This window comes from Rhizobium sp. WW22, assembly GCF_047041135.1.
Taxonomy (GTDB): domain Bacteria; phylum Pseudomonadota; class Alphaproteobacteria; order Rhizobiales; family Rhizobiaceae; genus Rhizobium.
Genome location: NZ_CP178198.1, coordinates 2,258,591 through 2,276,056, shown reverse-complemented (window position 1 = coordinate 2,276,056; position 17,466 = coordinate 2,258,591). Strand labels below are relative to the sequence as shown.

The 17,466-nt window shown below is 59.5% G+C and carries 17 protein-coding genes and 1 pseudogene; 11 read left to right on the top strand and 7 right to left on the bottom strand.

Annotation, left to right across the window (positions count from 1 at the left end):
- Positions 1-24 precede the first annotated feature (24 nt).
- Positions 25-1,044: a YeiH family protein gene (locus ACK83U_RS11265; RefSeq protein WP_112604410.1), complete on the bottom strand. Its 1,020-nt coding sequence runs from the start codon at positions 1,042-1,044 to the stop codon at positions 25-27.
- 115 nt (positions 1,045-1,159) lie between these two features.
- Between ACK83U_RS11265 and ACK83U_RS11260 the strand changes: the two genes are divergently transcribed.
- Entirely contained in the window at positions 1,160-2,041 is an 882-nt protein-coding gene (locus tag ACK83U_RS11260; RefSeq protein WP_112604412.1) for a LysR substrate-binding domain-containing protein, read from the top strand.
- A 15-nt stretch (positions 2,042-2,056) separates the two neighbouring features.
- Here ACK83U_RS11260 and ACK83U_RS11255 read toward each other — a convergent pair whose 3' ends face one another.
- Positions 2,057-2,866, bottom strand: coding sequence for a DeoR/GlpR family DNA-binding transcription regulator (locus ACK83U_RS11255; protein WP_112604414.1), 810 nt, complete (start codon positions 2,864-2,866; stop codon positions 2,057-2,059).
- 309 nt (positions 2,867-3,175) lie between these two features.
- Here ACK83U_RS11255 and ACK83U_RS11250 point away from each other — a divergent pair, with 309 nt between their 5' ends.
- Both ACK83U_RS11250 and ACK83U_RS11245 read left to right on the top strand, forming a co-directional pair.
- Positions 3,176-4,054, top strand: a complete 879-nt coding sequence (locus tag ACK83U_RS11250; protein WP_112604416.1) for a choline/ethanolamine kinase family protein — start codon at positions 3,176-3,178, stop codon at positions 4,052-4,054.
- A 9-nt stretch (positions 4,055-4,063) separates the two neighbouring features.
- Positions 4,064-6,511, top strand: coding sequence for an FAD-dependent oxidoreductase (locus ACK83U_RS11245; RefSeq protein WP_112604417.1), 2,448 nt, complete (start codon positions 4,064-4,066; stop codon positions 6,509-6,511).
- A 105-nt stretch (positions 6,512-6,616) separates the two neighbouring features.
- On the opposite strand, the gene ACK83U_RS11240 is transcribed toward ACK83U_RS11245, so the two are convergent.
- Positions 6,617-7,111 (bottom strand): hypothetical protein, encoded by a 495-nt coding sequence (locus ACK83U_RS11240; RefSeq protein ID WP_112604419.1) that lies wholly within the window; start codon positions 7,109-7,111, stop codon positions 6,617-6,619.
- A 319-nt stretch (positions 7,112-7,430) separates the two neighbouring features.
- On the opposite strand from ACK83U_RS11240, the gene ung reads away from it, so the two are divergent.
- The 3 genes from ung to ACK83U_RS11225 all read left to right on the top strand — a co-directional run bounded on the left by ung (position 7,431) and on the right by ACK83U_RS11225 (position 9,859).
- The gene (gene ung / locus ACK83U_RS11235) at positions 7,431-8,132 is read left to right on the top strand and encodes a uracil-DNA glycosylase (RefSeq protein ID WP_112604421.1); all 702 of its coding nucleotides are present in this window, start codon (positions 7,431-7,433) and stop codon (positions 8,130-8,132) included.
- 167 nt (positions 8,133-8,299) lie between these two features.
- Entirely contained in the window at positions 8,300-9,232 is a 933-nt protein-coding gene (locus ACK83U_RS11230; protein ID WP_112604423.1) for a VOC family protein, read from the top strand.
- A 15-nt stretch (positions 9,233-9,247) separates the two neighbouring features.
- Positions 9,248-9,859, top strand: a complete 612-nt coding sequence (locus tag ACK83U_RS11225; RefSeq protein WP_112604425.1) for an alpha/beta hydrolase — start codon at positions 9,248-9,250, stop codon at positions 9,857-9,859.
- A gap of 51 nt (positions 9,860-9,910) precedes the next feature.
- Here the strand turns inward: ACK83U_RS11225 and ACK83U_RS11220 are convergent, their stop codons facing one another.
- Positions 9,911-10,336 carry a hypothetical protein gene (locus tag ACK83U_RS11220; RefSeq protein ID WP_112604427.1) on the bottom strand — a complete coding sequence of 142 codons (426 nt, stop codon included), beginning with the start codon at positions 10,334-10,336 and terminating at the stop codon, positions 9,911-9,913.
- A 247-nt stretch (positions 10,337-10,583) separates the two neighbouring features.
- Between ACK83U_RS11220 and ACK83U_RS11215 the strand changes: the two genes are divergently transcribed.
- The 5 genes from ACK83U_RS11215 to rutF all read left to right on the top strand — a co-directional run bounded on the left by ACK83U_RS11215 (position 10,584) and on the right by rutF (position 14,012).
- Positions 10,584-11,480 (top strand): DMT family transporter, encoded by an 897-nt coding sequence (locus tag ACK83U_RS11215; RefSeq protein ID WP_112411484.1) that lies wholly within the window; start codon positions 10,584-10,586, stop codon positions 11,478-11,480.
- A 61-nt stretch (positions 11,481-11,541) separates the two neighbouring features.
- A complete protein-coding gene (locus ACK83U_RS11210) occupies positions 11,542-11,931 on the top strand; it encodes a RidA family protein (RefSeq protein WP_112415422.1) in 390 nt (129 codons plus the stop codon).
- Positions 11,931-12,437, top strand: a complete 507-nt coding sequence (locus ACK83U_RS11205) for a VOC family protein (RefSeq protein ID WP_112604429.1) — start codon at positions 11,931-11,933, stop codon at positions 12,435-12,437. The genes ACK83U_RS11210 and ACK83U_RS11205 overlap by 1 nt, the downstream gene beginning before the upstream one ends.
- 126 nt (positions 12,438-12,563) lie before the next feature.
- Positions 12,564-13,292: a class I SAM-dependent methyltransferase gene (locus tag ACK83U_RS11200; RefSeq protein WP_112604431.1), complete on the top strand. Its 729-nt coding sequence runs from the start codon at positions 12,564-12,566 to the stop codon at positions 13,290-13,292.
- A 180-nt stretch (positions 13,293-13,472) separates the two neighbouring features.
- The gene (gene rutF, locus ACK83U_RS11195; RefSeq protein WP_112604432.1) at positions 13,473-14,012 is read left to right on the top strand and encodes an NADH-dependent FMN reductase RutF; all 540 of its coding nucleotides are present in this window, start codon (positions 13,473-13,475) and stop codon (positions 14,010-14,012) included.
- A gap of 18 nt (positions 14,013-14,030) precedes the next feature.
- Here rutF and ACK83U_RS11190 read toward each other — a convergent pair whose 3' ends face one another.
- From ACK83U_RS11190 to ACK83U_RS11180, 3 genes and pseudogenes are all read right to left on the bottom strand, one after another.
- Complete coding sequence (locus tag ACK83U_RS11190) at positions 14,031-14,804, bottom strand: alpha/beta fold hydrolase (RefSeq protein ID WP_412474847.1); 774 nt, start codon at positions 14,802-14,804, stop codon at positions 14,031-14,033.
- A 5-nt stretch (positions 14,805-14,809) separates the two neighbouring features.
- A pseudogene (locus ACK83U_RS11185) lies at positions 14,810-15,813 on the bottom strand (NAD-dependent epimerase).
- 71 nt (positions 15,814-15,884) lie between these two features.
- On the bottom strand, positions 15,885-17,207 hold the full coding sequence (locus ACK83U_RS11180) for a UDP-glucose dehydrogenase family protein (protein WP_112604438.1): 1,323 nt from the start codon (positions 17,205-17,207) through the stop codon (positions 15,885-15,887).
- Positions 17,208-17,466: the final 259 nt, after the last annotated feature.

Here is a 17,466-nt window from a genome sequence, read left to right as displayed (position 1 = left end):
CCTCTTTCAGGAATGCGTCCTATGCTACTGGATCTGCAGGGCGGCGATCAGACCATAACTGATGGCGCCGAGAGCTAAAAGCGATAGTGTCGCCGCAGCGATCACCTTGCCACCGGCATGGGCGACCGAGCGAATGTTCACCGACAGGCCTAGAGCCGCCATCGCAACGACAGTGAGAATGCCGGAAGCCGTTTGCATCGGGGCCACCAGCGCATCGGGAATGAGCCCGAAGGAGCGAAATGCCATCAGCCCGAGAAAGCCGCAGATGAACCAGGGAACCAGCGAATGATGGCCGCTGCGTCCATCCGGCACTGTCATCTCGGTCTTGGTGAGGATGCCGAGCAGAAAGATGACCGGGCCTAGCATCAGAACGCGGACGAGTTTGACGAGCGTGCCGGTCTGGACGGCGAGCATCCCGACAGGGGCTGTCGCCGCCAGCACCTGCGGTACGGCATAGACCGTCAGTCCGGCGAGGGTCCCATATTGCGGTACGCTCATGCCGAAGTGGAAATAGAAGAGCGGCAGGAGAAATACGGCGGCAATGCCAAGCACGGCGGTGAAGGCCAGTGCGGCGGCGATCTCCTGCGAGTCTGCTTCGATCACCGGCGCGACGGCGACGATGGCGGAATTGCCACAGATCGAGTTACCGCAGGCGATCAAGGTCGCGAGCTTCGGCGGCAGGCCGAGCGCCCGGCCGATGAGATAGGTGGCGGCGATCGACAGCACGACGACAATGGCAATACCGGCGATCAGCCAGACGCCGGCGCCGCGGATGGCCGAAAGGCTGATGGAGGCGCCGAGAAGCACGATGGCGATTTCCAGAAGGAACTTGGCGCTGAAATCGATGCCCGGCTTCATGGCCGGTTTTAGCGGCTTGATCGTGCAAACCGCAATGCCGAGGGCGATGGCAAGCACCAGGCTTTCGATCCACCGCCCACCGAGAAGACCGGTTTCCACATGCTCTGCAACAAAGGCCAGAAGGGCAACGGCCGAGCTAAGCGCGAGGCCGGGGAGAATTTCATTTGCGCGTTGAGCGAGAGACATCGCGTGCCGTCATTCGTTTCTGATGATTGCTGATAGCTGGAAAGTCTCATCTGTCGATGTCGACATCCATCGAATATTATCCTATGTTTCGTTCGATAAATTAGAATGATTTCCCATGACTTTCGAACAGCTCGCAATCTTCGTCGCCGTCGCCGAGCGAGAGCATCTGACCAATGCCGCGGAAGCCATCAACCTGACGCCTTCCGCCGTCAGCTCGGCGATCAAGAACCTGGAAGCCTATTATGGCGTGGAGCTATTTCATCGCGTCGGCCGGCGGATCGAGCTGACGGAGACGGGACGATCCTTCCTCGGAGAAGCCAGGGCGACCCTCGCACGCGTACGTGCGGCGGAACTCATGCTTTCGGAATTGGGCGGGCTGCAGCGCGGCCGCCTTGGCCTCTATGCCAGCCAGACCATCGCCAGCTACTGGCTACCGCCCTTGCTGATGCGGTTTCGTCGCGAATATCCCGGCATCGAGCTGGACCTTACGATCGGCAATACCAGAACCGTCACCGAGGCTGTTATCGACGGTGCGGCCGAGCTGGGTTTCATCGAGGGCGAGGTGGATGCGCCGGCATTGTCGATGAAGATCGTTGCGGAGGATGCGCTTGTCATCGTCGTCCCGCCACACCATCCCTGGGCGGACGGGCGACAGCTCACCGCCGCCGACCTCATAAGCAGGACATCCTGGGTAATGCGGGAAGAGGGGTCGGGTACGCGTTCCGAATTCGAAAATGCCGTCGCAAGGCTTGGTGCTTCACCGCGTGACCTCGACGTGACGCTGGTCCTTCCCTCGAATGAGGCAGTGCTCTCCGCAGTCTGCGAGGGGCGAAGTGCTGCCGCCATTTCGAATGCTGCGGCCAAAGCCTATCTCGGGCAAGGGCTGCTGGTTCAGGCAAAATTCGATCTGCCCGCCCGGAGTTTCCGGCTGCTTCGCCACAAGGAGCGCCATGCGAGCAAAGCCGCGCAGACGCTCGAGGCGATGTGTAAGGGCTGAGTATCGGCGAACCCGCTATCGCCGTTCGTCCCGTTGCCGGTTGGCGATGATGAGCTCGATCTCGTTGCGCTTCAGCATGGCGCGAATGTCTGCCGGCGGTTGTTCGTCCGTGACCAGAACGTTGAAGTTTTCCGGCTCGTTCAAAACGATCGGCGCGCTGCGGCCGAACTTGGCGCTGTCGGCAACGATGATGCAGTTTTCGGCGCGGCTGGCCGCCTCCCGCGAATATTCCGCTTCTTCGAGATCGTGCAGCATGAAGCCCGAGGCAGCGTTGATGGCGCCGACCGAAAGGATCGCGTGGCGCACATTGAAACGACGCAGGAAATTGGCCGCTTCCATGCCGAAGGTGCCGCCATCATGACCCCGCAGTTCGCCGCCCGCAAAGAAGACGCGATTGCCGTTGCGGGTGGCAAGCGCATGGGCGACCGCGACGGCGTTAGTGACGACGAAGAGGTTCTGATGCTTCTGCAGCGCGACGGCGATGAAGGCAGTCGTCGAGCCGACATCGAGGAACAGTGCATCGCCATCCTCGATCATGGCGGCGACCGAGGCGGCGATCATCCGCTTGGCTTCGGCATTCTCGTTCATCCGCAGATGCAGCGGCGGCTCGATCATCGAGTCCTTGATATGGACCCCGCCATGCACCTTGGTCACGATGCCGTTGGCCTCAAGGCTGCGGATGTTGCGGCGGATGGTTTCTTCGGAAACGCCGAGCCGTTCGGCCAGGAATTGTATGCGGCTGGCGCCGCCGGCTAACCGCAATTCCTCGAGAATCTCGCGCTCGCGATGGTTGGAGTGCTGCGGTGGCTGGGATGTGCCCGGCATGGTTCCTGATCCTGTTGTGGGTATTGATCCCAAACTTCTGTGGCTCCAACTGGCTGTCCTACCGCAGTTGGGGCCATAATGCGCGCAGCATCTATCCGGTTGCTTCGCGCCTGAGTTTTTAAGACAAATCTCACCTACGGTGAAGCGCAGTCTTTAGGATATCCATAGCTCATCCGATTGGAGACGGCCGTTCGCTTCCAACAAAAAACCAAATATTCGTTTCATTTTGTGGGCTGCTTCTTGACAGCTTAACGTTTGTGGGGAACCTTCCACATCTGAAAGATGCTCAGCAGCAGGACCGGAGGGGGAATGACTGCGACAGCGGAAGACAGGATACATTCTCTCAGCCTCTGGCGCGGACCGATCGACATCGAACCGCTTGTCGGCGGCATTACCAATCGCAACTATCTGGTCGGCAATGATGGTCGCCGCTTCGTCGTGCGGCTTGGATCGGACATTCCCGTTCATCACATCAGCCGCGCAAACGAGGTGGCTGCGAGCAGGGCTGCGCATGCCGCCGGTCTTTCGCCTGCCGTCATATATCACGAGCCCGGCATATTGGTGCTCGACTATATCGATGCAAAACCGCTATCGGCCGATGATATAAGAAAGCCGGCAATGGTGAGCCGCGTCGTGCCGCTCGTCCGGTCCTGTCATCGGGACGTCGCCCGGCATTTTCGCGGACCGGCAGCCATCTTTTGGGTCTTCCATGTGGTCAGGGACTATGCGGCCGTTCTCGAGGCTGGTGTTAGCCGGCACAAGTCGCGGCTGATTTCCTTCCTGGAAATTGCCGAGCGGCTCGAGCGTGAAGCCGGTCCTTTCGAGATTGCCTTCGGTCACAACGATTTGCTGGCGGCGAATTTCCTCGACGACGGCAAGCGGCTCTGGCTGATCGATTGGGATTATGCCGGGTTCAACACGCCGCTCTTCGATCTTGGCGGCCTTGCCTCCAACAATGAATTCTCCGAGGCGCAGGAAGAGGAGATGCTGGAGGCCTATTTCGAAGCTCCCGTCGCCGACGAACTGCGTCGGCGTTATCAGGCAATGAAATGTGCTTCGCTCCTGCGCGAGACGATGTGGAGCATGGTTTCGGAAATCCATTCCGACATCGAATTCGATTATTCTTCCTATACAGCTGAAAATCTGCGGCGCTTCGAGAGCGCCTGGCAGGATTTTCGCAATTCTTGAGGTGACACGATGAAGGAACTGCCGGCTACAGCAAAGACCGTCGTCATCGGCGGCGGCATCATCGGCTGCTCGACCGCATACCATCTCGGCAAGCTCGGTTTTACCGATACGGTGCTTCTGGAGCGAAAGAAGCTGACCTCGGGCACGACGTTTCATGCCGCCGGCCTCGTCGGCCAGCTGCGCACCAGCGCCAACATCACGCAGATGCTCGGCTATTCCGTCGATCTCTACAAGAAGCTCGAGGCGGAGACGGGGCTTGCTACCGGCTGGAAGATGAATGGCGGTTTGCGTCTCGCCTGCAATGAGGAGCGCTGGACGGAGGTGAAGCGCCAGGCGACGACGGCACAGTCCTTTGGCTTGCAGATGCATCTGCTGACGCCCAAGGAGGCTTTCGATCTCTGGCCGCTGATGGATATCGACGACCTCGTCGGCGCCGCCTTCTTACCGACCGATGGCCAGGCCAATCCTTCCGATATCACCCAGGCGCTGGCAAAGGGCGCCCGCATGAGCGGTGTGTCGATCTTCGAGGATACGGAAGTTCTCGATCTGGAGATCGACAAGGGGCGAATCCGCGCCGTCATCACCGAGAAGGGACGCATCGAATGCGAGCGCGTCGTCGTCTGCGCCGGGCAATGGACGCGGACCTTTGCCGGCCGCTTCGGTGTCAACGTGCCGCTTGTCTCCGTCGAGCATCAATATCTCATCACCGAATCCTTCGGCGTACCCTCCAACCTGCCGACACTGCGCGATCCCGACCGGCTGACCTATTACAAGGAGGAGGTCGGCGGGCTTGTCATGGGCGGCTATGAGCCCAATCCCATTCCCTGGGCGCTCGATGGCATTCCAAAAGATTTTCATTACACGCTGCTCGACAGTAATTTCGATCATTTCGAGCAGATCATGGAACAGGCGCTGGCGCGCGTGCCGGCGCTGCAAACGGCCGGTGTCAAGCAGCTGCTGTGCGGCCCGGAGAGTTTCACGCCGGACGGCAATTTCATTCTCGGCGAAGCGCCGGAACTGCGGAATTTCTTCGTCGGCGCCGGCTTCAACGCCTTCGGCATCGCGTCGGCCGGCGGGGCGGGCATGGCGCTTGCCGAATGGGTCGCCAAGGGCGAGCCGCCTTACGATCTCTGGCCCGTCGATATCAGGCGCTTCGGCCGTCCGCATTTCGACACCGACTGGGTGCGCACGCGCACGCTGGAAGCCTATGGTAAGCATTACACCATGGCCTGGCCGTTCGAGGAGCATTCCAGCGGCCGGCCGTGCCGCAAGTCGCCACTCTATGATAGGCTCAAGGCGCAGGGTGCCTGCTTCGGTGAAAAGCTCGGGTGGGAGCGGCCCAACTGGTTTGCCGATCTCTTTGCCGGCGAGGAGCCGAAGGACGAGTATACGTATGACCGGCAGAACTGGTTCGACGCCGTTGGCCGGGAGCATAAGGCTGTGCGCGAAGCGGCCGTCATCTTCGACCAGACATCCTTCGCCAAATTCGTGCTGAAGGGCAGGGATGCCGAGGCGGCGATCTCCTGGATCGCTTCCAACGACGTCGCCAAGCCCGTCGGTTCTTTGACCTATACCCAGATGCTGAACGACCGCGGTGGCATTGAATGCGACGTCACCGTTGCCCGCATCGCCGAGAACGAATTCTACATCACCACAGGCACCGGCTTTGCCACGCATGACTTCGACTGGATCGCCCGCAATATTCCGTCCGAGATACATGCGGAGCTGGTGGATATCACCTCGGCCTATTCCGTGCTGTCGCTGATGGGGCCGAAGTCGCGCGAGATATTGCAGGCCGTGACCTCGGCCGACGTTTCGAACGCCGCATTCCCCTTCGGCAAGGTGAGGACCGTCGGCATCGCCGGCTGCCCTGTACGGGCGCTACGCATCACCTATGTCGGCGAACTCGGTTATGAGCTGCATGTGCCGGTGGAATATGCCACCACGGTCTACGATGTGCTGATGGCGGCTGGGCGCGAGCACGGCCTTATCAATGCGGGCTATCGCGCCATCGAGAGCTGCCGGCTGGAGAAGGGCTATCGCGCTTGGGGCTCGGATATCGGGCCGGATCATACGCCGGTCGAGGCCGGGCTTGCCTGGGCTGTCAAGACGAGGAAGGATGTCGCGTTCCGCGGCAGGGAGGCGATCGAGCGGCAGCTGGCTTCCGGTGTGAAGAAGATGCTCGCCTGCTTCGTGCCCGACGATCCCGAAACCGTGCTTCTCGGCCGCGAGACGATTTATCGCGACGGGCAGCGCGTCGGCTGGCTGTCGAGCGGCGGCTACGGCTATACGATCGGCAAGGCCATCGGCTACGGCTATGTCCGCAATCCCGATGGCGTGACGGAGGCTTTCGTGCTTTCGGGGCGCTATGAGCTCGATGTCGCGCAGAGCCGCGTGCCGTGCCAGGTGTCGCTGAAGCCGCTTTATGATCCGCAGATGGAGCGGATCAAGGGGTGAGGTGGAAGGACTTGTTTCGACCGATGGTGACATTGGTTGGTGTGCGCCTGAAGTTGCCACTGGGATGCTAACAATGGGTTCTCATCGAGGACGAGGGGCTGTAGTTCAGACAGGGTCTTTGATATCTGGGCCGTACGTGTAAGTGACGTCACCTTCGACAAAGTCTTTTGGCCGAACCCACTTGAAATGGGATTTTATGGGTAACCCCGTATCAACTGATATCCAACTCTTAAAGTTATCCACCTGTTGGTACGATAAGTGGTGGTAGGACCAGATTTCGGTCTGGACGCCATCTATCGTTTCGCTGCCAAGATGTTCGCAGCTCTCGATATTACTGGGTTTTGAATATTGGCGTGGTTTTATGTGCCACGGTCCAGAATCATTATGCCACCACTGCTTGGTGTCAACATACAGCGTGGTGAAATGGGTCGTCCCGAGATAATCTGTGCCGACCACCCGGATTCGCGGTGTCGCATTAAATTTATCCACCATCGCCCTGATGGATGAGCATGCATCGTCTGCAGCAAAAGCGGGTGTCATTTTGGCGATGTGGGCGTATATCGCAAGTACCGCCATCAGAGCCAAAACGTGTTTTTTCATGAAAGTCTCTCTTAGCGTGAGCGTCGATCATGGAATACCAGAGGTAGTAAAAGCTGTCACGTGGCTGATGAGAATTGCCGTCGCCCGCAGCGTCGCCGTGCAATCCACTAGTTGCTGCCTTGATTGAGAATAAATAGCTAATATGCTGTCCGCTTGCGCCAAAGGTCACTGCTGATGGCAATTTGCTCCATCGGATCGGGATAAGTCACGTCACCCTTCTAAAACCTGTGATCTCCCCATCCCATCCCAGCCATTTTCTTGACACGCCGGCGCTTTCATCCTCAATCGACAGGCTGACAACTGACGGAGGCGAAGAGCGATGGCTGAGGCGAATATCAAGCTGGAGGAGAGCTGGAAAGAGGCGCTGTCTCCGGAGTTCGAAAGCCCCTACATGCAGCAGCTCAAGGCTTTTCTCGTCGAGGAAAAGCAGCGCGGCAAGGTGATATTTCCCCGTGGCAGCGAGTATTTCCGGGCTCTGGATCTGACGCCGCTTGACGAGGTGCAGGTCGTCATTCTTGGGCAAGACCCCTATCACGGCTTCGGGCAGGCGCATGGGCTCTGCTTCAGCGTACGCCCCGGCGTGCGCATTCCGCCATCTCTGGTCAATATCTACAAGGAACTGGAAACCGATCTCGGCATTCCGCCCGCTCGCCACGGCTTTCTGGAAAGCTGGGCGAAGCAGGGCGTGTTGCTGCTTAACAGCGTGCTGACGGTGGAGGAATCCCAGGCCGCGTCGCATCAGGGCAAGGGCTGGGAGCGCTTTACAGATGCGGTGATCCGCAGGGTTAACGACGAATGCGATGGCGTCGTCTTCATGCTCTGGGGCTCCTATGCGCAGAAGAAGGCCGCCTTTGTCGATACCGAGCGCCATCTGGTGCTCAAGGCTGCCCATCCGTCGCCGCTGTCGGCCCATAACGGCTTCCTCGGCTGCCGGCATTTTTCCAAGGCCAATGCCTATCTTGTCGAGCATGGAAGGGAGCCGATCGACTGGGCGCTGCCGAGCAATCCGGAGGCTCAGTGAGGCGCGGTCTTCTGGATTGCGCTTTACATCAGTGAACGATTGGAATTTATCGTTCACTCTTTGAAGACAATCCGTTTGGCACTTGAGGGCTATCGAAAGGCGGCCGACAAGACCATCTTCTGCCCATGAGAAACGCCTGCCGGTGCAGGCGAAACAAGGGGTTTAAGATGCTCAACCAGATCAAAGGTCTTCACCACGTCACCTCGATGGCCGAAGACGCCCGGACCAACAATAAGTTCTTCACCGATACGCTCGGCCTGCGCCGCGTCAAGAAGACGGTGAATTTCGACGCTCCCGATGTCTATCACCTCTACTATGGTGACGAGGTCGGCACGCCCGGCACGATCATGACCTACTTCCCGTTCCCGAAGATGGCGCGCGGCCGCCCGGGGACCGGCGAAGTCGGCAATACGGTCTATTCCGTTCCGGAAGGCGCCATCGGCTACTGGACCGAGCGGCTCGGCCAGCATGGTGTCGAGGGCTTGAAGGCCGACGAATCCTTTGGCCAGAAGCGCCTGCATTTTGCCGGTCCGGATGGCGACGGTTTCGCGCTCGTCGAGGTCAAGGATGACAAGCGTCAGCCCTGGACGCATAACGGGGTCGATGCCGAGCATGCCATCAGGGGCTTCCATTCCGTTGCTATGCGGCTCAGGGACGAAGGCGCTACTGCCGAGCTTTTGAAGTACATGGGCTACGAGGTGGTCGATACGCATGACTGCATCAAGCGGCTTGCCATTCCCGGCGGCAACGGTGCCGATTATGTCGACCTTGAGACGATGCCAAACATCAATCGCGCGCTTCCGGGTGCGGGCTCCGTCCACCATGTCGCCTTTGCCGTCGAGAATCGTGCAAAGCAGCTCGAAGTGCGCAAGGCGCTGATGGATACCGGCTATCAGGTCACCCCGGTCATCGACCGCGATTACTTCTGGGCGATCTACTTCCGCACGCCTGGCGGCGTGTTGTTCGAAGTCGCCACCAACGAGCCCGGCTTCGACCGCGACGAGGATACGGCCCATCTCGGCGAGGCGCTGAAACTGCCGGAACAGCATGCGCATCTGCGTGGCCTGATCGAGCAGCATCTCGAACCGCTGGAAGGCTAATCCAGGAGAAAGATCATGATGGATACCACTTATGTGCACCGGCTGAGGGCCGGTGCATCCGGAAAGCCTGTCTTCTTCACCTTCCATGGCACCGGCGGCGACGAGAACCAGTTCTTCGATTTCGCCACCCGCCTGTTGCCGGACGCCACCATCATCTCGCCGCGCGGCGATGTCTCGGAATATGGCGCGGCGCGTTTCTTCCGTCGGACGGGTGAGGGCGTCTATGACATGGCCGATCTTGCCAGGGCGACGGAAAAGATGGCGAAGTATGTCTCGGAACTGGCGGCCGAATATGGCACATCGCAGGTGCTGGGCCTCGGCTTTTCCAATGGCGCCAACATCCTTGCCAACGTGCTTATCGAGCATGGCGATCTGTTCGATGCGGCCGTGTTGATGCATCCGCTGATCCCCTTCCAGCCGAAGGACAATGCCAGGTTGGCTGGCAAGCGCGTGCTGATCACCGCGGGTGAGCGCGATCCGATCGCGCCGGCGCCGGTCACCAAGGCGCTCGCCGATTATTTTGCGCGACAGGATGCCGAGGTCACGCTCGAATGGCATCCGGGCGGTCACGATATTCGCCCCAACGAGATCGAGGCTATCGGCAAATTCCTTATGCCCTACGCGTAAGCTCCAAAAATGACCAAACCACGCGGCAGACAGCTCCTGCCGCGTGGCCGGCTATTTGCCGATGAGGCGCAGCATCGCCTTCGCTTGCGAGGCGGCTGCGAGTTTTCCGTTCTCGTCGAGGTAGCCAGTTCCGCAGAAGCGGTTGAGATTGGCGAAATCCATACTGTCCGGCAGCGCATGCCTTGTTTCAGCAATGACCATGCGCCAGGCGCAGCCGAGCATCTTGTCGGGTTGTATCGCCTCGTCGCAGCCGGTGCTGAGGCATAGGGCGACATGCTTCTGCGCGCGATACCCGCCTGCGATGGCTTCCTCATAATCGGCCTTCCAGCTGTCGCGTGTGTGTTCGCAGCGGGCGGGATTGCCGCTTTGGCTGCATTGCACCGTCTTGTCGACATAGGTTTGCGCCGGCGGCCAGAGCGGTCCGTCGACCAGGCTGACGCAGCCGCACGCAAACAAGGTGGCTGACAGCAGGCGCAATTGATTCTCCTTCGACAAAGCCGCCGAAACCGTAGAGCGATCGCAAATATGTGCAAGATCAATGTGATCTTGCCAACAGCAACGGCGAGAAGGCGCTCCCTCGACCACCCGCGGCAACGTGTGGCGTGACCTTCCTGCAACCTTTTCCATCTTCCGGCATCCGCGAGCTCCAGCGGCGCAAGCTTTGCTTGTGAGTATCATGCCCGCCCGCTAATGCTCTGCCACTATAGGGCGGGGGGATTCCATCGTGACGCTGGCGGAACAGCAGCAATACAGGCTCGGTGTGATTTATGTGGCCCTTTCGGCGCTCGCCTGGTCGACATCGGGCCTTTTCGTTCGGGCGATCCACGCCGATCTCATGACCATTCTGTTCTGCCGCGGCATCGTCTCCGGCCTCGGCGTTTTCGCGCTGTTCTTCTATATCGAGCGCCGCAACGCCTTTCGCATCCTGCGCTCCATGGGTGGTCCTTCGCTGGCGGCGACGATCTTTTCCACCGCGTCGATGATCAGCGGCATCGGCTCGATCTATTATACGTCGGTCGCCGATGCCATGGTCATCTATGCGACCGTGCCCTTTGTCACCGCGGGGGTCGCTTTTCTCTTCATCCGCGAACGTCCCAACATGAGGACGCTGATTGCCAGTGGCGTTGCCTTCATCGGCGTGCTCGTCATGCTTTCCGGCCATGCAAGTGATGGTGGCAGCTGGCTCGGCAAGGGGCTTGCCGCCGTCATGACGCTGACCGTCGCCTGTCTTGCCGTCGTCATGCGCCAGCATCGCAATGTGCCGATGCTGCCTGCCATGGCGCTTTCCGCCTGGTTGTGTTCCTCCATCACCTTCTGGTTCGCCTCGCCGCTTTCGATTTCCGGACAGGATCTCGGACTGATCATCGCCTTCGGCATTATCCAGAACGCCATGGGCCTCAGCCTCTATACCTTCGGCTCGCGGCTGGTTCCGGCGTCGGATGCCGCCCTGCTGACAGCGCTCGAAGTGCCGCTGACGCCCCTCTGGGTCTGGATGATTTTTGCCGAGCGCCCTTCGACGGCGACGCTCATCGGCGGGCCGATCGTGCTTGCAGCGCTTTTCGGACATATCCTGTTGGAAGTGCGGCGGAATCGAGCGGTGACATCGGCTCAGGCCCACTGACCGACTTGCCCCTTTCATCATAAAATGCTGGTATCGGCACGGTCATCAGGAGTCGGAATCGATGAAAAAGGTCTTCAATCCCGCATCTGTCCGCCGCCCTTTCGGCAATTACAATCACGGCCTGCTGGTGCCGCCCGGCGCCAGCATGCTGGTCACCTCCGGCCAGCTCGGCATCGGTATCGACGATCGCATTCCGGCTGACGTTACCGGCCAGGCCGAACTATGTTTCAAGGCGATCGGGGCTATCCTTGAGGAGGCTGGCATGGGTTTTGCTGACGTCATCCGCATCGGCGGTTTCGTGACTACGCGCGAGGATTTTCCCGCCTACATGGCCGTGCGCGATCGCTATGTCCAAAATCCCGCACCGGTCTCCACGTTGCTGATCGTCGGCGGGTTTACACGGTCCGAGTTTCTGGTCGAGGTCGAGGTTACGGCGGCGAAGGTGATGTGATGACGGCCGGTCATCCTGAGCGTCCGGCCGATCCGTCGATACCGCGCATTCAGGGGCTTTACGAGACGCATCTGACGGTTGCCGATCTCCAGCGCTCGATCGCCTTCTATCGCGATGTCCTGAAGCTCGAAGTCGGGACGGTCATCGAGAGCAGAAATGTTGCTTTCCTCTGGATCGACGATAAACGGATGGGCATGCTCGGCCTTTGGGAAACGGGCAGCTCCCCTCTCAAGATGCGTCTCCATATCGCGTTCAGAACGTCTCTCGCCGATGTAATCGGCTCCGCCGCCGCATTGAAGGCTCATGGTGTTCAGCCGAAGGGTTTCAATGGCGAGCCGCTCGATGAGCCGGTCGTTGTCGGTTGGATGCCGGCCGTCTCGCAATATTTTTCGGACCCCGACGGGCATTCGATCGAATTCATCCATGTGCTTGAAGAGGCGGCCGATCCGGATTTCGGCGTAAAGCCCTATTCACAGTGGCTATCGCGGCCAAAGCCGGCGGCTTGACCGGTACAGGCGGGACCTCCCTTTAACTGGCTTTTCGTCGGCTTGCTTATGGTCTAAGCGAAGAGGATACGAGCTATACCTGCGATACTGCCAGTTCCAGGGCGCGCAGAAGCGTGGAAGACCAACATGACGCAGAATATCTACGACAATCCGGGCTTTTTCGAAGGCTATAGTCGCCTACAGCGATCCATCGACGGGCTGGCGGGTGCGGCTGAATGGCCGGCCATCCGTGCCTTGATGCCGGACATGAAGGGTCTCGATGTCGTGGATCTCGGCTGCGGTTTCGGCTGGTTCTGCCGTTGGGCGGCCGAGCAGGGGGCGGCCAGTGTATTGGGGTTCGATGTCTCGGAAAAAATGCTGGAACGTGCGCGGGCGGAAACGGAGGATGCGCGGGTTCGCTACGATCGCGTTGACCTGGAGCAACTTCAGCTTCCGAAAGCGAGCTTCGATCTCGTCTACAGTTCACTCGCCTTCCATTATATCGAAGGCTTTGCCGGACTGCTGACGACGATCCGCCAGGCGCTGAAGCCGGGTGGTCGGCTGATCTTTTCAATCGAGCATCCGATCTATATGGCGCCCCGGCGGCCGGAATGGCTCGATGACTCCGACGGCGGCAAAATCTGGCCGCTCAGTGCCTATCAAATCGAGGGGCCACGCGTGACGAACTGGCTCGCCGAGGGCGTCGTCAAGCAGCATCGCACCATGGGTACGACGCTCAACCTGTTGATCGAGTCCGGCTTCATCATTGCCCATGTCGAAGAATGGTCGCCGAGCGATGAGGATCTTGCAGCCCATCCGGAATGGGCAATCGAGCGCGAGCGGCCGATGTTTCTCCTGATTTCCACTCGGACCTGAGGCATCCCCAGCATGCCATCGCAGCGTAGAAGCCCGAGGCGATCTGTTTTTCTTTTTATTGATAGATTTTATAGAAAATTAATTGCTCGCGAAGGGCTACTTCCGCAAAATGTCGTTTCTTGAGGCGCATGCTCGCCATCGATAATGTGAGGTTGTCTGCGCGAGTTAAGGAAGAGTGCGATGAACATGAAAACTTCCGTGGCAATCGAGAAGGCGGTGCCTGTCGCCGATCCCGACATTGCGCGCACCGAGTTTCGCAATGCCATGGCGCGGATGGCGGCGGCAGTGAACATCGTCACGACCAATGGCCCTGCGGGGATCGCCGGCTTTGCGGCGACCGCCGTCTGCAGCGTTACCGATAACCCGCCGACCCTGCTCGTTTGCCTCAATCGTGGCGCTTCCGTTCATCCCGCCGTCACGCAAAACGGCGTGCTCTGCGTCAACGTGCTGTCGGAAGCGCATCAGGACCTGTCGCGGCTTTTCGGCGGCAAGACCCCGGTTGCCGAACGCTTCGCCGGTGCCTCCTGGTCGGAACTATCGACAGGCGCGCCGGTGCTTGAGGATGCTCTTGTCTCCTTCGATTGCCGCATCGTCCGCCAGGCCGACGGCGGAACGCATGATATCTTGCTCTGTGAAGTCGATGCTATCCGTCAACGTGATGAGGGGCAGGGGCTTATCTACTTCGACCGGACCTATCATTCTGCGGGTCGAGCCGAGTAAGCCGGTTTTCTTGTCGTTTTACGCCAGAAAGTTTTCGATCGCCTGCAGGACCTGGGCGGGGTGTTCGCGATGCGGCGAATGTCCGGTATTCGGCAGGATATAAGCCGATCCGCGTCCGGCCGCGATCCGGTGGGGATGAGCCTCGGAGCCATACTCGTCACGCTCGCCGTGAATGGCAAGCACCGGGCAACGGAGTTTTTCGAGGGCCGGATCGAGCGACCAGCCGGCACGTTCGGGAGTAAGCCACGTATCGATCCATGCATGCAGCACCCAATCGGTCTTACCGCCGTGATATTTTTCAAGTCGGGCGAAGGTCTCGGCCGATCTGAAATTCTGCTGTGCGATCCTGATGCCTTGCAGGGTTCTCTCTTCCACGAAAGCCTGCGCTGCGATGGTGATAACGGCCTGGCAGCGGTCGCTAAAACGTGCTCCTGCTTCCACCGCCATGCCGCCGCCGACGCTATGCCCGAAGGCAACGAACTCTTGAACGGAAAACTGCTCGCATAGCAACGGAACGGCCTGCTCGGCCTCCAGGGCCACGAAGTTCTGCTGCAGAACGTCGGTGCGGGCATCGGAGCGACCGAAGCCTAAGCGATCATAGGCGATCACCTGACGGTTGAGGGAAAGGGCGAGCTGTCGCGGGAAATCCCTCCAGAGCGCGATGCATCCGAGGGAATCATGAAACAGGATGATCGGCGGCAGGAAGGTCTCGGCATGCGGTGTCCATGATTTGGCATAGAGGCGCCCGCCGGGGCTCTCGATCCAGTGTTCCATTTCGACGATGCCTGCCATTTCGCTCAATAGTTGTCCTGATACCACTCGACGAAGCGCTTCACGCCTTCATCGACTTCGATCTGCGGCCTGAAGCCAGTCAGCGCCACCAGCAGATCCGGGACGGCATAGGTATTGTGTACGTCGCCAGGCTGCATGGGCAGCATCTTGCGGATCGCCTTCTTGCCGAGCATCGTCTCGATGGTTTCGACAAAGCTCATCAGCCCGACGGGCTGGCCGCCGCCGATATTGACCACCCGGAAAGGGGCATTCTTCGAGAGAGTGTCGATGATCGTCTCCGACACGATCCGGTTTTCCTCCGACGGCACGACGCCGATGAGGCGCACGATGCCTTCGACGAGATCATCGATATAGGTGAAATCGCGGCTCATCTTGCCTTCGCCGTAGATCTCGATCGGCCTGTCGTTCTTGATGGCATCGACGAATTTGAACAGCGCCATATCCGGGCGCCCCCAGGGGCCGTAAACCGTGAAGAAGCGGAAAGCGGTCGTTGGTATGTTGAAGAGATGGGCGTAGCTGTGCGCCATCAGCTCCATGCTCTTCTTAGTCGCTGCATAGATCGTCATCTGCTCGTCGGCCTTGTCGCTTTCGGCAAAGGGAATCTTTTCGTTGGCGCCATAGACCGACGAGGTGGAGGCAAGGAGCAGGTGCTTCGGCTGCAGGTTTCTCGCCAATTCCAGGATGTTGAACGAACCGACAAGATTGGAATCGACGTAGGAACGTGGATTTTCGAGGCTATAGCGGACGCCGGCCTGTGCGGCGAGATGGACGATCACATCAGGTTCGGCGAGTTCGGCGGCGCGATCCAGCGCTGCCTTGTCTTCCAGCATGCCAGTGACGGCCTTGAAGCCGTTGGAGCGGGCGAGAATGGCTGTACGCTTTCTTTGAGGTTGACGTCGTAGTAGGGCGTCATGCCGTCGAAACCGACGACAAAATGTCCCTCGTCAAGCAGGCGCCTGGCAAGGTGGAATCCGATAAAGCCGGCGGTGCCGGTGATGAGATAACGCATTGATCGGCCTTTGCTTAAAGCATTTCGAGGAAAGGTGCGTAGGGGTTTTCCGTTCGGAATGCGTAGACGCTCTAAAGTGTGTCGTCGCTCGAGGGTCTGCCGACGCTTGTATAGGCAAAGCCGTGCTTTGCGACCTCGTCACGGCGATAGATGTTTCTGAGGTCGACGAGGACCGGAGCCTTCATGATGGATTTGAGCCGGGCAAAATCCAGCGCGCGGAACTGGTTCCATTCCGTCACGATGACGAGCGCATCGGCGCCGCGTGCGGCGCTATAGGCATCCTCGGCATAGGCGATGTTGTCGATCACCTGGCGGGCATTCTCCATGCCTTCGGGATCGTAGCCGGTCACCGTGGCGCCGGCATCCTGCAGCGTCTGGATGATCGAGATGGCCGGGCTGTCACGCATGTCGTCGGTATTCGGCTTGAAGGTCAGACCGAGGACGGCTACCGACTTGCCTCTGATATCGCCGCCCATGGCCGTGACGACCTTGCGCCCCATGGCGCGCTTGCGGTTGTCGTTGATCGATACGGTCGTTTCGATCAGGCGCACGGGGCTGTCGTAATCCTGAGCCGTCTTGGCGAGCGCCAGCGTATCTTTCGGGAAGCAGGAGCCGCCGTAGCCCGGGCCGGCATGCAGGAATTTTGAGCCGATGCGGCCGTCTAGGCCGATGCCGCGCGAGACTTCCTGCACATTGGCGCCGACCTTCTCGCAGAGATCGGCCATCTCGTTGATGAAGGTGATCTTCATGGCGAGAAAGGCGTTGGCGGCGTATTTGATCAGCTCCGACGTGCGGCGGGAGGTAAAGAGCAGCGGCGCCTGGTTGAGATAGAGGGGGCGGTAGACTTCGGTCATGACGCCACGGGCACGCTCGTCATTGAGCCCGATGACGATGCGGTCGGGACGCTTGAAATCCTCGATGGCCGCACCTTCGCGCAGGAATTCCGGATTGGAGACAACGGCGACATCGGCGCTGGGATTGGTTTCGCGCACGATACGCTCGACTTCGTCGCCGGTGCCGACCGGTACGGTCGACTTGGTGACGATGACGGTGAAGTCCTTGACGTGCTCGGCAATTTCGCGAGCAGCGGCATAGACATAGGAGAGGTCGGCATGGCCGTCGCCGCGCCGGGAAGGGGTGCCGACCGCAATGAAGACGACATCGCTTGCGGCAACGCTCGTCTCTACATCAGTAGTGAAGGAGAGGCGGCCGGCTCGCACATTGTCGGCAACGAGCTGTTCGAGGCCCGGCTCGAAGATCGGTATCTCGCCGCGTTGCAGCGCGTCGATCTTGTTGGCGTCCTTGTCGACGCAAATGACATCGTGTCCAAAATCGGCAAAGCAGACACCCGATACAAGCCCCACATAACCTGAGCCGATCATCGTGATGCGCATGAAACTTCAATCCTTTTGCTGGCGCCGGGCGTCGCGTTGAAATGCAACGGCGGCATGGGCGATCATCTGCGTATATACACAGGATCGCGAGCGGCGCCTATATGCGATGCCGGCTTTAAGAGGATTGCAACAGAAGTATCACGGAAGCTTCGTCGACCTCCGGCATGCGCGATCATCTTGTTTTTCAAGTGAAACGAAGCCTTTGCACTTTAAATCTATGATAGCCTATTGCTTGTGATTGGCAGCATGTTGCCACATG

Excerpts from the sequence above, each read along its gene's own strand:
- ACK83U_RS11265 (WP_112604410.1), bottom strand. The coding sequence starts at position 1,044 with ATGTCTCTCGCTCAACGCGCAAATGAAATTCTCCCCGGCCTCGCGCTT.
- ACK83U_RS11260 (WP_112604412.1), top strand. The coding sequence starts at position 1,160 with ATGACTTTCGAACAGCTCGCAATCTTCGTCGCCGTCGCCGAGCGAGAG.
- ACK83U_RS11255 (WP_112604414.1), bottom strand. The coding sequence starts at position 2,866 with ATGCCGGGCACATCCCAGCCACCGCAGCACTCCAACCATCGCGAGCGC.
- ACK83U_RS11250 (WP_112604416.1), top strand. The coding sequence starts at position 3,176 with ATGACTGCGACAGCGGAAGACAGGATACATTCTCTCAGCCTCTGGCGC.
- ACK83U_RS11245 (WP_112604417.1), top strand. The coding sequence starts at position 4,064 with ATGAAGGAACTGCCGGCTACAGCAAAGACCGTCGTCATCGGCGGCGGC.
- ACK83U_RS11240 (WP_112604419.1), bottom strand. The coding sequence starts at position 7,111 with ATGAAAAAACACGTTTTGGCTCTGATGGCGGTACTTGCGATATACGCC.
- ung (WP_112604421.1), top strand. The coding sequence starts at position 7,431 with ATGGCTGAGGCGAATATCAAGCTGGAGGAGAGCTGGAAAGAGGCGCTG.
- ACK83U_RS11230 (WP_112604423.1), top strand. The coding sequence starts at position 8,300 with ATGCTCAACCAGATCAAAGGTCTTCACCACGTCACCTCGATGGCCGAA.
- ACK83U_RS11225 (WP_112604425.1), top strand. The coding sequence starts at position 9,248 with ATGATGGATACCACTTATGTGCACCGGCTGAGGGCCGGTGCATCCGGA.
- ACK83U_RS11210 (WP_112415422.1), top strand. The coding sequence starts at position 11,542 with ATGAAAAAGGTCTTCAATCCCGCATCTGTCCGCCGCCCTTTCGGCAAT.
- ACK83U_RS11205 (WP_112604429.1), top strand. The coding sequence starts at position 11,931 with ATGACGGCCGGTCATCCTGAGCGTCCGGCCGATCCGTCGATACCGCGC.
- ACK83U_RS11200 (WP_112604431.1), top strand. The coding sequence starts at position 12,564 with ATGACGCAGAATATCTACGACAATCCGGGCTTTTTCGAAGGCTATAGT.
- rutF (WP_112604432.1), top strand. The coding sequence starts at position 13,473 with ATGAACATGAAAACTTCCGTGGCAATCGAGAAGGCGGTGCCTGTCGCC.
- ACK83U_RS11190 (WP_412474847.1), bottom strand. The coding sequence starts at position 14,804 with ATGGCAGGCATCGTCGAAATGGAACACTGGATCGAGAGCCCCGGCGGG.
- ACK83U_RS11180 (WP_112604438.1), bottom strand. The coding sequence starts at position 17,207 with ATGCGCATCACGATGATCGGCTCAGGTTATGTGGGGCTTGTATCGGGT.